Here is a 17,028-nt window from a genome sequence, read left to right as displayed (position 1 = left end):
TTTACTTCTCCATTTAATTCTTATTTTATAAATCATTATACATAATAAATTTGAATTTTTTTGAGTTTATCTGTTAATAAAGAAGCACCAATCTGTAAAGATTGATGCCCAAAACTTTTATAGAATGTTCTTTAAATCCTCTAATTTATGTATCTCATATGTAGATTTTATATTAGTATCATTAACCTTTTTATCTGGATTATAAAGACAAGTATCAATTCCTGCATTTATTCCGCCTTTAATATCTGATGATAAACTATCTCCTATCATCAATACTTTACTCTTATCTCTATACTTTATGCTATCTAATGCATATTCAAATATTCTAGCATCTGGCTTTGCTATTCCAATTCCATCTGAAATAATAACTGCCTCAAAGTATTTTCCTATAGTAGATTTACTTATCCTGTTAGTTTGTACTTCTTTTAGCCCATTGGTTACAATAACTAGTCTATACTTTTTACTTAAACTCTTAATAAGTTCCTCTACTCCATCAAATAAAAATGTGGACATACCTAGGTATTTCATATAAGTATTACTAATTTCTTCAGCATCTCTTTCAATATTTAATGCTTTAAGTAATCTTCTAAATCTTTCAATCTTTAAATCTTTTGATGTAATTAACCCCTTCTCAAACTCCTGCCATATAAGAGTATTTATCTCTTTATATAATTTAATGCAAGCTTCTTTATCTTCCGATAAATTAAAATCATCTATGCATTTTAAAAAGGCAAAATTCTCTCCTTTTCTAAAATCAAATAACGTCTCATCTGCATCAAATAATAGTACCTCGTATCTCATTCTTTAAATCCTCACTCTCTTAAATACTATAAATAATTATAATTACTCATTACAAATATTTCAAACTTATTTATATAATATTATTCTATAAATTATTTATTGTAATTAGAGTACTTATACTCAATTAATTCTATAAAGATATTAAATTATAAAATTAATTACAATGCATGGTATCCCACCAATAATTAGTGAAAGCCACTTAGTGTTGTCTTAAAGCTATTAGTTTAATTAAACTAATAGCTTTTTATTTTAGTTATCTATTTCAAATTTGCTTATATCTTTTCTTTATTTTTAAGTTTTTCTAAAGCTGTATTTATACGCTTAATTCTTGTTTCCTCTTTTTTGGCTGACTCTATCCAATTAACATATTTTCTTTGCATTGAAAATGATAAACCATTCCAAAAAACCTTTATTTCATTATCACTTTCCATACCATTAACTAATTCCTTTGGAGGTACAACTACCCTTTCCTCGTCATCCTTCTCAATCGTTACATCAATAATATCTCCAGGCTCTTTTCCAATAGTTTTTCTTATAGCTTGAGTAATTCCTATAATATAACAAGGAGCTCCCATCTTAACTATTGAACCTCTATAATTAACCCCATCAAAAGTTGCTTTTACCTTAACTCTTTTACTTCCATAAGTTTTTTCAACATCAAATGGAATTTCAATATAAGCTCCATTTTTATCTTCTAATTTTTTAATTTCTGCTTTAAACTTCTCCATTAGTTTGTCATCCTCTCATAACAAAGCATATTGCCATAATATTATTTTGATTATATATTATAAATTATACTTTTACTATAGCATTCGTATAACATTAGTTTTCTTTAAACTAACCAAAAGAAAAAGGAGTATCTCTACTCTATTTTGTAATATATTATATACCTTTACTTCTCATCCTTTAAAATTTCTCTAGATTATAAAATTAATTATAATACATAGTATTCCACCAATAATTAGTGACATCATGCTTATACTTGCACTTATTGTTGTCTTAAAGCTATTTCTTCCTCTATCTTTCTCTATCTTAGATATTTCAAGATTAGTACTTCCTATATATTGAGCATTATTTTGCCCAAGTCCTTGAAGTGATACCCCCATAGGATCTCCTCCAACACATGAAAAAATACCAATAATTACAAAGAGAATACCTTCAATAAACAGAACATCTTTAAATACATGCTCTGTATATTTAGATATTACAATTGCAGCACCAAATAATATAGCAGACCATACTATTCCCCAAATTGCACATTTAATTAAGGATTTAACTTGAATTTTATCCACAATAAATTACCCCCTTTTTTAATAAGATATCTTATATAATATCTTATTATAATTATGATTAAACTACCATAAAATGTATATAAATAAAAAGGAGTATTTCTACTCCTTTTTATTTATATTATTCTTCTTTACTATCATCTACAGTTTCTATTTTATTTTCTGTTTTATCTTCAATCTTTTTTCCCATAAATGGCCACCAACTTGCTTCTCTAAATATTCTAACCATAGCTGGTATAAATAATGGAAGAATAACTATTGCATAAAGAAGTATTCCTGTAAGTACAACTAATGATATTTCAACAAGAGATAGAACTCCTGATGGAAGTAATGCTGCAAATGTTCCACTTAATATAATTACAGCAGAAATTATAACTCCTCCCATTACCTTCATTGTCTTAATCATACGCTCTTTAATTGGCATACCTTCATATTGATTAAATCTTGTCATTATAAATATAGAATAATCTATTCCAAGTGCCATTAAAACTACAAATCCAAAGAAGGATGTTATCCATGATATTCCTGGATACCCCATTATCTTTTCTACAATAATCTCTACTATACTTAATGAAGTAAAGTAAGTTAATATTAGAGATGCCATTAAGTAAATTGGCATAACTAATGATCTTAATATACAAACTAATACAATTGATACACCAATAATAACAAATGCTACTGCTTTCTTATAATCTGTATTTGCCATTAATTTAGTTTCATAGCTTGTACTAACTATACCACCAATACCAACATTAGCATTTTCAAGCTTAGTTCCCTTAACACTATTCTCTACAGTGTCTTTAAGCTTTGGTATCTCTGATATAGCTTCATTAGAATATGGATTCTCATTAAATGATACATTTATTTCTGTTAGCTTTCCATCTGGGCTAATATATTGATTTAATGCTTTTTGGAATTCACTATTATTAAATATTTGTACTGGAACAGATATTCCTGAATCATTGTATGAAAGATTTGCCCAATCATTAATGAAACCATTAGCATATTTAAGTCCATTTTGAATTTCTTCTAAACCATTTGCACCTGATGATAATCCAGAAGATAATTCATCAACTTGATTTGAAAACTCTTTAAATCCATTCTTTATTTGAGCTTGTCCTGATTTAATTTCAGTTAATGCACTTGATATTTCAGGTACTTTACCTAATATTTTTTTGCTTCCGCTATCTGTTTTATCTAGTCCATTATCTAAGGCATCTAACCCTGTCTCTAATTGACTAATACCACTGTTAAATTCACCTAGTCCTTTACTTACTTCAGCAGATTTTGAATTTAACTCGTTCATTGAAGTAGCTAAAAGCTTAATTCCATTATTTAAATCATTTAATTGACCAATGGCACCCTTTATTTTACTAGCTACTTGATTTTCTATTTGCTTTTGTAAACCACCTGTTTCTTTAGCTAATTGCTCTATATAATTAACTACAGCTTTAAAGTTATTATCTCCCATAACTTCAGGATGTTTATTTATATATTCTGTTAAGTTAGAGTTAAGAGAATTAAATATTTTTTGAAGTTCTGAAGTATCTATTGCATTTGCACCTGAATTAATTTTTTGAGTAAATCCATTTAATTTACTTGATACTTCATTTAGATTTTTCGCTACTTCTACATAGCCATTTTGTATTTCATTTTGTCCTGTTTTTAATTCTTCTAATTTACTCTTTGCATCTGCAATTCCTGATTTTAATTTATTTGTACCAGTTGTTTCTAAGTTTATACTATTAGTTAATTCATTTAATGCCTGTTGTAGTTGCTCTACCCCATCTTTTGTCTTAGATGTACCATTTTGAAGTTTTGTAACGTCCTTTTGTGCAGTAGAAAGCTGAGGTTTTGAATCATTTAATTTATCACTTGCACTACTTAATCCATCCTTAACCGTATTTATTCCATTTGTAGCTTTATCTACTCCCTTATTAACTTGACTTGCTTGATCATTTACATAAATCTGATCTAATCTTGTGCCTTCTGGTCTTGTAACACTTAAAACTGAAGTTATATTGCTATTAGAATTTTTAATATCCTCTGATATCTTTTCTATTAATGCAATATACTCTGGCGTTTTCATATTAACATCATTTTCAATATAAATTGATGTTGTAGAAGCCTTTCCTTCACCAAAACTATCAGTTAAAATATTAAAACCTTGTTTTGAAGAATACTGATTTCCTATTTCATTTACATTATTAAAGGATTCGTCCCAGTTGTTTAATATAATGAATGGAATAGTTACAACAGCAACCATAATAAGTGTTTGTACTGGTTTTTTAAAAGCAAATAAGCCAAGCTTTCCCCATAATTTATTTTCTTTTTCTCCAGTATTCTTTTTAGAAGGCCAGAATACATTCTTACCAAGTAAAGCCATAAATGCTGGAACTATTGTAAATAAAGCTAGTACTAAAAATACTATACCAATTGCAACAGCTACTGCACTTCTATAAAGATTAAAAGAAATAAAATTAAGTGAAGCAAATACTACAAATACTGGTGTTGCACTAAATAATACTGTCTTACCTGCTGTTTTATAGGTTGTTTTTATAGCTTCGAATCTATCTTTTCCATTTGATAATTCCGCTTTAAATCTACTTAATAATAGAATTGAGTAGTCTGTACCTATACCAAACATTATACAAATCATAAATATCTGCGTATAATTTGAAAGTGGAAAATTAAACCTATGAGCTAATATAGCTACAAAATCTTGAGCCACAAGATAACTTATTCCAATTGTCATTAATGGAATAAATGGTGCAATTATTGATCTAAATACTATTATAAGTACAACTAGTATAAATACTATTGTTATACCCTCTGTCTTTTGAAGACCTTTCTGTGCTGCTATATTTACATCAGCTTGTATTAATTTACTTCCTGTAAGATAAGTCTGAACGCCTTGTGTCTTTATCTTAGATTCAAGTGCAGCTCTTATATCTTTAATATTTTCTGGAGTTGAATTTAATGTAAATAATACAATTATTGTTTTATTATCCTTTGATACCATTTGAGATTTTAACTGTGGATTATTAAAGCTATCTAATACATTTGATATATGGAGATTACTTTCATCATTTTTTAAATTATTTACAGTCTGTTTTATATTTTCTTTATTTGCGCTTGTAAGTTCACTATCTGAATGGAAAACTGCTATACAAGAATCATTAGAATTTAGCCCGTGATCTTTAGCTAATTGTTCTGCTACTTTTGAAGAATAACCATTTGGTAGCTGTACTCCTCCCTTTTCACTAACTAGTTTTGTAAGTGATGGAGAAGTTAATATTAAAAATATTATTGCTACTATCCAAATAACCAACGGAATGCATTTTAATATCTTTTTCTTTCCATTATGTTCGCCCTTCTGCTCCATAAATCACTCTCTCCTTTTTAAATTTTTATTTAATCTCTCTTCATCGTGCTTTTAATTAAAACGAATTATATACTTTTAATAATCCAGAGCTTATTATGTATTTAAATTATTACTTATTTGAAATTACATTCAAATACATAATCAGTATATCAACTGCCAAAAAAAAGTCAAAAATAGAAGAACTATTTTTACTAGTTCTTCTTAACAATAGTTTATATCTTTATTATTTTTAGAATATTTTCTTAATACTTTTTACAATTTATCAAATATATATTATCTGACATTTATCTACTTGTTATTAAATTTTCTATATTTTATATCATTACTTCAATAAAGTCTCTTTATATAGTTCATATTCATACATTAATGTTCATGATAATTTTAAAGATTTAGTTAACAAAAAAAATTATTTCTCTATATTTCATAATAATTATATATTGTTATATATATTCTACTCACTTTTATCCCTGTAACAAGTTACTCCTAAACCTATTATTATAAATGAAAGCATTATAATACTTAAGACAAAATATTTTAGAGATGCACAATCCTTAACCAACGTAAAAATTATCATAAATAATATTAACACAATATGAAACTTCTTAGATACCATAATAACTACTTCCTTTCCATAATTATTAGTATTACAATAATAATATATATGGAAATTATAGAGAATATAGGTGAACTTATATTATATAGTTAAAATCATTTCATTATTAATGAATTTAGGAGGTAAATATGATAGGTACTATAGGAATAGTATGTATAATCATTGGTTTTATATTTAAGGCTTTTCCACCACAAAAGATGAATGGTATATATGGTTATAGAACTCCATCATCAATGAAAAATCAAGATACATGGAATGAGGCACAAAAATATTCAGCAAATGCTCTTATTATATTGAGTTTTATTTATCTAGCTTTAGGATTTCTTTTAAGTCACTTATTTGAAGATATTAGTATTGTTTATGAAAATATAATAATTTTAATAGGTTTTATTACTATGATTATTCTTGATGAAGTACACTTGAAAAAGGTTTTTAATAAAGACGGCAGTAGAAAAAGTTGTAATATAAATAAAAATTAGAAGGGTATCATTAATCCTCCTAATTTTTATAAAGATTTAAACATTAAATAAAGACATAGACTAACAAAAAAAACACAACTAAAACTTAGTTGTGTTTTTTTAATTTATTTCCTATTTCTTTTTTTTGCTAAAATCAATAACATTATACCTACTGCTATTATAATAAATGCATATAAATATTTCATCTCATAGCCAGTCTTCGGAATAATATCTTTTTTACTATTATCAATAGTTTCTTTATCCTTTGGTTTATCTATCTTATCATTTGTGTTTGGTTTATTATTGTTATCCTTTGGATCATCATTTTCTTTAGGATCTTCTTCCTTAGGCTTATCTTCTTTTATCTTAGTATTCTTAACTACTAATTCCATAGGACTTTCAGTTTTACCTAAAGTTATTTTAAATTCATGCTTTGAATTATCTAACTCATATCCTACTGGTGCCTTTGTTTCTACAAAATAATAATCTCCTGGCCTTAAGTCTTTTACTGATATTGATCCATTTTCATCTGTAGTATATGTTCCTATCTTGCTACTATCTGGAGTAATTAAATCTGATATTGCTCTTATTATTGAATTACTATTAGTTGATTTATCATTTACTTTATATAAATCAAACTCCGCTCCACCTAACTTCTGAGATGTTTCACTATCTTCTTTAATAAGATTTACTGATCCTAAAAGTATATCATCATTAGCAGTTATTTCTGGAACCTTTGATGTTTCACCTAAAATTATCTCAAATGGATATTTAGTTTGGCTTAATTCATATCCAAATGGAGCTGTAATTTCTCTAAAATAATACTTTCCTGGTCTTAAATCAGTAGCTGTTACTTCTCCATTATCTCCTGTTGTAACCTTCTCTACTAAGTTATTGTCTTCATCATATATTCCATATACTGCACCTTTAAGTTTTCCACCAGTTTTGCTATCAATCTTTATAAGTTTTGCTGATCCTAATATAACATTATCTTTTGCAATTGCTACCTCTGGATTTACTGCTCCACCAGTATTTATTTCAACTGATATTTTTTCATTACTTATATTGTATCCATTAGGCGCTTGTATTTCCTTAAAGTAATACTTTCCTGGTCTTAATTTAGTACTTACTATAGCTTTACCATTCTCATTTGTTGTAACCTTCTCTATAAGATTATCTGATGAATCATATAGTCCATATATAGCACCTTTAAGTCTTTCTCCATTATCTGAATCTTCTTTAACTAAGATAGCTTCTCCTTTTTCTATATCATTTTTTATAACTAACTTAGTTGCCTCTTCTGTTTTTCCTAATACTATTTTAAATTCATGTTTCGAACTATCTAGCACATATCCATTTGGTGCTTTTGTTTCAATAAAATAGTAAGTTCCTGGTCTTAAATTCTTTACTTCTAATGAACCATTCTTATCTGTAGTATATGTTCCAAGATTCTTATTATCTTTTGAATACAGTTTAAATTCTGCACCTTCTAATCTCTTGCTCGTTTCACTATCCTCTTTAGTAAGATTTACTGACCCTAAAAGTATATCATTTTTAACTGTTACTTCTGGAACCTTTGATGTTTCTCCCAAAATTATTTCAAATGGATATTTAGTTTGACTTAATGCATATCCAATTGGTGCTTTTATTTCCTTAAAGTAATATTTGCCTGGCCTTAAATTAGTAGCTGTTACTTCTCCATTATTTTTTGTTGTAACTTTATCTACTAAATTATTATCTGTATCATATATTCCATATACTGCGCCTTCTAATTGTTCACCTGTCTCACTATCCACCTTTATAAGCTTTGCTGAACCTAATATCACATCATTACTAGCAGTTACTTCTGGAACCTTTGATGTTTCTCCTAAGATTATCTCAAACGGATACTTAGTTTTACTTAATTCATATCCAAATGGAGCTGTTATCTCTTTAAAATAATATTTACCTGGTCTTAAATCGGTAGCTGTTACTTCTCCATTATCTCCTGTTGTAACCTTATCTACTAAATTATTATCTGCATCATATATTCCATATACTGCACCCTTAAGTTTTCCACCTGTTTTGCTATCAACCTTTATAAGTTTTGCTGACCCTAAAATAACTGAATCTTTTGCAATTACACTTTCTCTCTCTGAAACTCCTCCTGCTTTTATCTCAACAGGTATTTTTTCATCACTTATGTTATATCCATTTGGTGCTTGTATTTCCTTAAAGTAATAGTTGCCTGGTCTTAACTTAGTGCTTACTATAGCTTGCCCATTTTCATCAGTTGTTACCTGTTCTATAAGTTTATCTGATGAGTCGTAAAGCCCATATATAGCACCTTGAAGCTTTTCTCCTGTTTTACTATCTTCCTTAACTAATATAGCTTCACCTTTTTTGATGTTATTATTTACTGTTAATTGTATTGGAGTATTAGTTTCACCTAATGTTACTTTAAATTCATGCTTTGAACTATCTAACTCATATCCTATTGGTGACTTTGTCTCCACAAAATAATAGTTTCCTGGTCTTAAGTCCTTTACTGATATTGCTCCATTTTCATCTGTAGTATAAGTTCCTATCTTACTACTATCTGGAGTAATGAAGTCTGATATTGCCCTTATTATTGAATTACTATTAGTTGATTTATCATTTACTTTATATAGATCAAACTCTGCTCCTTCTAGTCTTTGAGCTGTTTCACTATCTTCTTTAATAAGATTTACTGAGCCTAAAAGTATATCATCATTAGCTGTTACTTCTGGAACCTTTGATGTTTCACCTAAAATTATCTCAAATGGATATTTAGCTTGATTTAATTCATATCCAAATGGAGCTGTTATTTCTCTGAAATAATATTTTCCTGGTCTTAAATCAGTAGCTGTTACCTCTCCATTATCTCCTGTTGTAACCTTATCTACTAAATTATTGTCTGCATCATATATTCCATATACTGCACCTTTAAGTTTTCCACCAGTTTTGCTATCAACCTTTATAAGTTTTGCTGATCCTAAAATAACTGAATCTCTTGCAACTGTTATTTCTGGATCTGCAATTCCTCCTATTTTTATCTCAACAGGTATTTTCTCATCACTTATGTTATACCCCTTAGGTGCTGTTATTTCTTTAAAGTAATAACTACCTGGTCTTAACTTACTACTTACTACAGCCTTACCATCTTCATCAGTTGTTACCTTTTCTATAAGAGTATCTGATGAATCATATATTCCATATATAGCACCTTGAAGTTTTTCCCCTGTTTTACTATCTTCTTTAACTAAGATAGCTTCACCTTTTTTAATATTATTTTTTACTGTTAATTGTATTGGAGTATCAGTTTTACCTAAAACTATTTTAAACTCATACTTTGATCTATCTAAAGCGTATCCTTCTGGTGCTTTTGTTTCTACAAAGTAATAAGTTCCTGCTCTTAAGTCTTTTACTTCTATTGATCCATTTTTATCTGTAGTATATGTTCCTAGCTCTGTATTGTCTTGAGAATATAATTTAAATTCTGCTCCTTCTAATTTCTGAGATGTTTCACTATCCTCTTTAATAAGATTTACTGAGCCTAAAATCATGTCATCATTAGCTGTTATTTCTGGAACCTTTGATGTTTCTCCTAAAATTATCTCAAATGGATATTGTGTTTTGCTTAAAGCATATCCAAGTGGTGCTTGTATTTCTTTAAAGTAATACTTACCTGGTCTTAAATTAGTGGCTGTTGTTTCCCCATTATCTCCTGTTGTAACTTTCTCCACTAACTCATTATCTGAATTATATACTCCATATACTGCACCTTGAAGTTTTTCTCCTGTTTTACTATCAGTCTTTATAAGTTTTGCTGAACCTAATATTACATCATCATTAGCTGTTATCTCTGGAGCCTTTGATGTCTCTCCTAAAATTATCTCAAATGGATACTTAGTTTGATTTAACTCATATCCAAATGGAGCTGTAATTTCTCTAAAGTAATACTTTCCTGGTCTTAAATCAGTAGCTGTTACTTCCCCATTATCTCCTGTTGTAACTTTATCTACTAAATTATTGTCTGCATCATATATTCCATATACTGCACCTTTAAGTTTTCCACCAGTTTTGCTATCTACTTTTATAAGTTTTGCTGAACCTAAAATAACTGAATCTTTTGCAATTGCACTTTTTGGATCTGTAATCCCACCTATTTTTATCTCAACAGATATTTTCTCATCACTTATGTTATATCCATTTGGTGCTTTTATTTCCTTAAAGTAATAGTTTCCTGGTCTTAACTTAGTGCCTACTATAGCTTGACCATTTTCATCAGTTGTTATCTGTTCTATAAGTTTATCTGATGAGTCGTAAAGCCCATATATAGCACCTTGTAGCTTTTCTCCTGTTTTACTATCTTCCTTAACTAAGATAGCTTCACCTTTTTTAATATTATTTTTAGCTACTAGTTGTATAGCATTTTCTGCTTTACCTAAAACCACCTCAAATTCATGCTTTGAATTATCTAATTCATATCCTTCTGGTGCTTTTGTTTCAACAAAATAATAGTTTCCTGGTCTTAAATCTTTTACTGATATTTGTCCATTTTCATCTGTAGTATATGTTCCTATCTTCTCATCATTTGATTTAAATAGTGATTTTATTAATCTAACTAATCCATTAGTAGAATCATTATTTACCTTATATAAATCAAACTCTGCTCCACCTAACTTCTGAGATGTTTCACTATCCTCTTTAATAAGATTTACTGAACCTAATATTATGTTATCACTAGCTGTTATTTCTTGAATCTGTGATGTTTGTCCCAAAATTATTTCAAATGGATATTTAGCTTCATTAACTTCATAGCCAACTGGTGCTGTTATCTCTTTAAAATAATACTTTCCTGGTCTTAAATCAGTAGTTGTTACTTCTCCATTATCACCTGTTGTAACCTTATCTACTAAGTTATTATCTGCATCATATATTCCATATACTGCACCTTTAAGTTTTCCACCTGTTTTGCTATCAACCTTTATAAGTTTTACAGATCCTAGCATTATTGAATCTTTTGCAATTACTTTCTCTGGATTTGCAATTCCTCCTGTTCTTATCTCAACAGGTATTTTCTCATCACTTAGGTTGTATCCCTTTGGTGCTGTTATTTCTTTAAAGTAATAGGTTCCTGGTCTTAGCTTACTACTTACCATAGCTTTACCATTTTCATCAGTTGTTATTTGTTCTATAAGCTTATCTGATGAATCATAAAGTCCGTATACAGCACCTTGAAGTTTTTCTCCAGTATCTGCATCCTCTTTAATTAGTACAGCCTCGCCTTTTTTAATGTTATTTTTTACCACTAAGTTTATAGGAGTCTCTGTTCCCCCTAAAGCAATTGTAAACTCATGCTTTGAGTTATCTATGTCATAACCTTCTGGTGCTTTTGTTTCAAGAAAATAATAACTCCCTGGTCTTAAGTCTTTTACTTCTATTGAGCCATCTTTATTTGTTGTATATGTTCCTATTTCTTTATCATCCTTAGAATATAACTTAAATTCTGCTCCTTCTAACTTTTGAGCTGTCTCACTATCTTCTTTAGTAAGATTTACTGATCCAGTCTTTATGTTATTTTCTAAATTTCCTATATTAACAACTGTTCCTATATCACTATCTTTTATAGTAAATTTCTTTTCTGAAGTATCTAAAACATATCCCTTTGGAGCTTCTACTTCTTTAAGATAATAATCTCCTGGAGCATCAACGTTATGCTTTATATTTCCCTCTGAGTCACTTGTTACAGTATCAATTAAATTTTTATTGCTATCTAAAAGTTCAAATTTTGCTCCTTTTAAAGCTTCTTTTGTATAACTATCAATCTTCCTAACTTCAAAAACATATCCTTTTTTAGTAGTAACTTCATTTGTTGTAGCTTTATCTATTTTAGCTACATTTCTTATCGTTGTTCCATCTGGTATATTACTAAAATCAGCTTTTATCTTTACTTGAAGCTTTTGTCCATAGTCTATTGAACCTTTATCATTTACTACAGTAACTTTGTTTCCATCTGCTACTTTTGCTGTAAATTCCTTTGGTACCTCAACTCCTACAATCTTTAATCTACTATCTAAATTATCAACTAAACTTAAATAATTTTGATTAAAATATCCATAACAATCAAAGTTTATTGTATAAGTAACTATCTGATCGTCACCCTTTTTAATCTCTGTTTTATCAACTAATTTTTGTGCATTTATTGCACCTGCATTCATCTCATAATTAATTTCTGAATTTACTTCCTGTGATGTTCCATCATAAGATATTTTTGCATTATTGTTATATTCTTTATATCTATCAGTTACTTTAAGTTTGTAGTATATATAATAGTGCTTGTTTGTGTCTCCAAGATTTATAGTCATTTTGTTATTGGTTGTACTTATATTACCTTTAATACTATCTGTTATCCATTTAAAGTTTCCACTTATATCTTTTTCTCCAACCTGTACGCTGCCATCAACAAGCTGCATTCCTTTTGGGAAGTTATCTTCAAATATTGCATTTTTTATACTAGCATTATTAGGATTTACATCAACTGTATAATCTACACTGTCTCCTATCTTACTTACAACAAATGTGGACCTTCCATCCTTATCTTTAATTTCATTTTCACTTCTATAGCTTTTACTAATCATCCTATCATCAACTATAGGTTTAACTATTGTTGAACTATTTATAGTATCTTTTCCATATTGTGAAAGCTTAGCTGTATTTATATATTGAGGATACTCAGTATTATACTTTGCAGAATACTCTATTCTGTATTGTTTATCTGTGTAATCTAAGTATAAATATAATCTATTAGAACTTATATTCATCTTATTTATCATATCCTTAGTTACATCTTTTGCTGATCCACCATATGGTATTTCATAAATTTTTATAGAATCCTTTAAAAGCTCTGTACCTTCTGGCATAGTATCATCTAAGGATACATTATGCATTGGTGCATATTTTTCATTTATATATATAGTATACTTTGTACTTTTTCCAACCACTGGTTTTGCTATATTAGCTAACATTTTATTTCCTTCCCAACCAATAGCATTTTCAACACTCTTTAATAACTGCCTATCTGCTGGATTCGGATTTGGATTTGGATCTGTATTTGGATCTTCTGGTTTAGGTGTTACTTCTACATCTAAGTATTGTGTTGTACCATTTACATTTACTTCAACTCTAGCTGGAGTATTATTATTTACATTTTTTGCAGTTGCTACTATTGACATATATCCAGCAATAGCTGTTTCTACTCCTTTACTAAATATAGCTCTTACAGTAGTTCCATGTACCTCTACATCTTTAAAATGTTCTGGTGGATATTTAGGTTTTATATTACTAAATTCATCAGGTAGTTTAAACTCTAAAACATCCCCCTCTTTTATAGAACCCTGTCCACCAACAACTTTATATTCTAGATTAAATGTAATCTGATTGCCTGATTCTACAGTCTTTTTATCACTAGTTATCTTAACTTCTATATTAGAGTTACCTTTTGAAGTTGTTGCTGCCAAAACTGATGCAGTAGGTAAAAACATACTAGTAATCATATTAACTACCACTACTATAGCAAGAAATGCAAAAAACTCTTTTCTCTTATGACTCATATAATCCCTCCTTTTTAAATTTTCTTAAAATTCCCATAAGATAATTTCTCCTTCACTTATTCTTAAATAATCCTTTCATTATCAGTCCTTTCTAAAATTTTTTAGTTTAACAAATTCCTGTTGTTCATTTCATTCTATTTGCATAAAAAAAGACTAATTTATATTTAATTTGTATAGAAAGTTCTATAGCAGTAATTAAAAAATAAATTAGTCGGTTGCACTACTAACTCCATACATTCCAAGTGCCCAAATACAGAATGTATTTCATAGTTCCTAAATATGTGTTATTCAATTTTTTCATTATATAATTAGCTCATTTATGCATAAAAAAAGACTAACTTATATTTAATTTGTATAAAAAGTTCTATGCTAGTATTAAAAAAATAATTGGCATAAAAAGTTTTATAACAGTAATTAAAAAATAAATTAGTCGGTTGCACTACCAACTCCATACATTCCAAGTGCCCAAATACAGAATGTATTTCACAGTTCCTAAATATGTGTTATTCAATTTTTTATTATATAATTAGTTAATTTTTGTATAAAAAAAGACTAACTTATATTTAATTTGTATAAAAAGCTCTATCCCAATATTAAAAAATAATTGGTATAAAAATTTCTATAACAGTAATTAAAAAATAAATTAGTCGGTTGCACTACCAACTCCATACATTCCAAGTGCCCAAATACAGAATGTATCTCACAGTTCCTAAATATGGTTATTCAATTTTTATTATTTAGTTCATTTCTGCATAAAAAAAGACTAATTTATATTTCTAAGTATTAATTTAAATAAATTAGTCAGTTACAATACAAACTCTATATATAAAATGTAAATATACAGAGTATAATTCTTCAGTTTATAGATTTTATTAACATAATGAAATCTACTCATTTTGTTAAAACCAATTCTAACACTATACAAATTTGACCTCAATACATAAAATCAGTTATTAATAATTTATTCAAATTTCTTCCATAATAATCCACCATTTATATTTTGAATTTTATTTTCGTTAAAATTTATTTAATATTAGTTGATAATTTATATTAATTAATTATCTATTAATTATAGAACTAAATATCCAAACCATCTACTTCATACCAACAAAGTAACCTTTCTTATGTCTTACAATCAAAATAAACTTTGGTAATATAAATCAAATATTATACTGATATACTTTAAAATTAATTATATAAAATATTAAAAGGACTTTTTCCTAAAAGAAAAAGTCCTTCTATCTACAGGCTTAAATCAGCTAAAACTTAAACTGACTTTTTTATTAATAATTTAAAGTTGCTTTCACCCTATCTTCTTGAGACATTTCTGCAAGATCTTTCACTCTATTAACATCTAATTTTAATTGTTCTGCTACTTTAGTTCCAAGTTCAACATCAACTTTATAGAATAAAGCTACTTGCCTATATTGAATGTTTTCAACAGCTTTACCAAGATGTAATACAATATTATGAACTAAGTTAATTTTTTCTTGTGGTTTAAGAACTCTTCTATAGAATTCTCCTGGTTGAACAAAATCTATATCTTCTACATCTAGTTTATGCTTTGCTAATATACCACTTACATCTACTGCTGGTGGATTATATTTCTCATCTGTGGATATATCTTCAAATGAATTTGGGAAATAGTTTGGTCTTGATCCACCATTATTTAAATTCATTTGTCCATCTCTTTGTTTTGTATTAACATTAGATTTTGGAGCATTGACTGGTAATTGATCATGATTAGTACCAAGTCTGTATCTTTGGGCATCCTTATATGCAAATAATCTACCTTGTAACAACTTATCTGGTGAAGCTGCTATTCCTGGAACAAAATTACTTGGAGAAAAGGCTGCTTGTTCAATTTCTTCAAAATAATTTTCTGGATTTCTATTTAGAACTAATTTCCCAAATGGAATTAGTGGGAAATCCTTATGATACCAAACCTTTGTAACATCAAATGGGTCAAACTCATATTTTTCAGCTTGTTCTGGTGTCATTATTTGAACATATACAGTCCAGCTTGGGAAATTTCCTTTCTCTATATTCTCAAAAAGATCTGATATAGTGCTATCAGGGTTTTTACTAGCTAATTCTTCTGCTTCTTCAACAGTAAGATTTTCTCTTCCTTGGTCAGTTTTAAATGTATATTTAACCCATACATACTCGTTCTTTTCGTTATACCACATGTATGCATGACTTGAAAATCCATTTATATGTCTTATATCTTTTGGTGTCCCACTATCTGTAAACATATAAACTACCTGATGTATTGATTCTGGAGTAAGTGATAAGAAATCCCAGTACATATTTGCATCTTTTAAATGAGTTTGTGGATTTCTCTTTTGAGTGTGTACGAAATCTGGGAACTTTATAGCATCTCTAATGAAGAAAACAGGTGTATTGTTTCCAACCATATCATAATTCCCGTCTTCAGTATAAAATTTTAAAGCAAACCCTCTTGGATCTCTTGCAGTGTCAGCTGTACCTGATTCACCACCAACTGTTGATATTCTTGCAAGTACTTCTGTTTTCTTACCTACTTCTGATAAGAATTTAGCTTTTGTATATTTTGATACATCATTTGTAACCTCAAAATATCCATGTGCTCCAGCAGCCTTTGCATGAACAACTCTTTCTGGAATTCTTTCTCTTGTGAAATGAGCAAGTTTTTCAATTAACTCGCTATCTTGTATACCAACATATCCTTCATCTGTTGAAAGTGATTGATTATCATTTCCCACTGGAGCGCCAGCAGCAGTAGAAAGTATATTTTTTTCATCCATAACCTTATCTCCTCATCTGTATAAATTCAATACTACAAATTCATTAGCTAATAAATCTCAAACCTTTAATATTAATTAAT

7 protein-coding genes and 3 riboswitches are annotated in these 17,028 nt (G+C 28.4%); of the genes, 1 reads left to right on the top strand and 6 read right to left on the bottom strand.

Annotation, left to right across the window (positions count from 1 at the left end):
• Window positions 1-117 precede the first annotated feature (117 nt).
• From K5V21_RS00940 to K5V21_RS00925, 4 genes are all read right to left on the bottom strand, one after another.
• Window positions 118-801, bottom strand: coding sequence for a YjjG family noncanonical pyrimidine nucleotidase (locus K5V21_RS00940; protein ID WP_221858374.1), 684 nt, complete (start codon window positions 799-801; stop codon window positions 118-120).
• Between the two features lie 272 nt (window positions 802-1,073).
• Complete coding sequence (locus K5V21_RS00935; protein ID WP_221858373.1) at window positions 1,074-1,529, bottom strand: YdeI/OmpD-associated family protein; 456 nt, start codon at window positions 1,527-1,529, stop codon at window positions 1,074-1,076.
• A 189-nt stretch (window positions 1,530-1,718) separates the two neighbouring features.
• Entirely contained in the window at window positions 1,719-2,093 is a 375-nt protein-coding gene (locus K5V21_RS00930; protein WP_221858371.1) for a hypothetical protein, read from the bottom strand.
• A 118-nt stretch (window positions 2,094-2,211) separates the two neighbouring features.
• Window positions 2,212-5,475 carry an MMPL family transporter gene (locus K5V21_RS00925; protein ID WP_221858369.1) on the bottom strand — a complete coding sequence of 1,088 codons (3,264 nt, stop codon included), beginning with the start codon at window positions 5,473-5,475 and terminating at the stop codon, window positions 2,212-2,214.
• 741 nt (window positions 5,476-6,216) lie between these two features.
• Here K5V21_RS00925 and K5V21_RS00920 point away from each other — a divergent pair.
• Window positions 6,217-6,567, top strand: coding sequence for an SdpI family protein (locus K5V21_RS00920; RefSeq protein WP_221858368.1), 351 nt, complete (start codon window positions 6,217-6,219; stop codon window positions 6,565-6,567).
• Window positions 6,568-6,671: 104 nt separating this feature from the next.
• Here K5V21_RS00920 and K5V21_RS00915 read toward each other — a convergent pair whose 3' ends face one another.
• Together K5V21_RS00915 and K5V21_RS00910 are read right to left on the bottom strand one after the other, a co-directional pair.
• A complete protein-coding gene (locus K5V21_RS00915) occupies window positions 6,672-14,162 on the bottom strand; it encodes a SpaA isopeptide-forming pilin-related protein (protein ID WP_221858367.1) in 7,491 nt (2,496 codons plus the stop codon).
• A 200-nt stretch (window positions 14,163-14,362) separates the two neighbouring features.
• A riboswitch (cyclic di-GMP riboswitch) is annotated at window positions 14,363-14,446 on the bottom strand.
• 135 nt (window positions 14,447-14,581) lie between these two features.
• Window positions 14,582-14,665, bottom strand: a riboswitch (cyclic di-GMP riboswitch).
• 133 nt (window positions 14,666-14,798) lie between these two features.
• Window positions 14,799-14,882, bottom strand: a riboswitch (cyclic di-GMP riboswitch).
• 563 nt (window positions 14,883-15,445) lie between these two features.
• Window positions 15,446-16,948: a catalase gene (locus tag K5V21_RS00910; protein WP_221858366.1), complete on the bottom strand. Its 1,503-nt coding sequence runs from the start codon at window positions 16,946-16,948 to the stop codon at window positions 15,446-15,448.
• Window positions 16,949-17,028: the final 80 nt, after the last annotated feature.

The organism is Clostridium sardiniense (assembly GCF_019753795.1).
Taxonomy (GTDB): Bacteria; Bacillota; Clostridia; order Clostridiales; family Clostridiaceae; genus Clostridium; species Clostridium sardiniense.
The sequence above is the reverse complement of the archived record's forward strand: the minus strand, read 5'-3'. Positions and strand labels throughout refer to the sequence as shown.

Bases quoted from the DNA above. Each gene is read 5' to 3' on its own strand.
- K5V21_RS00920 (WP_221858368.1), top strand. From the start codon at position 6,217: ATGATAGGTACTATAGGAATAGTATGTATAATCATTGGTTTTATATTT.
- K5V21_RS00940 (WP_221858374.1), bottom strand. From the start codon at position 801: ATGAGATACGAGGTACTATTATTTGATGCAGATGAGACGTTATTTGAT.
- K5V21_RS00910 (WP_221858366.1), bottom strand. From the start codon at position 16,948: ATGGATGAAAAAAATATACTTTCTACTGCTGCTGGCGCTCCAGTGGGA.
- K5V21_RS00935 (WP_221858373.1), bottom strand. From the start codon at position 1,529: ATGGAGAAGTTTAAAGCAGAAATTAAAAAATTAGAAGATAAAAATGGA.
- K5V21_RS00915 (WP_221858367.1), bottom strand. From the start codon at position 14,162: ATGAGTCATAAGAGAAAAGAGTTTTTTGCATTTCTTGCTATAGTAGTG.
- K5V21_RS00925 (WP_221858369.1), bottom strand. From the start codon at position 5,475: ATGGAGCAGAAGGGCGAACATAATGGAAAGAAAAAGATATTAAAATGC.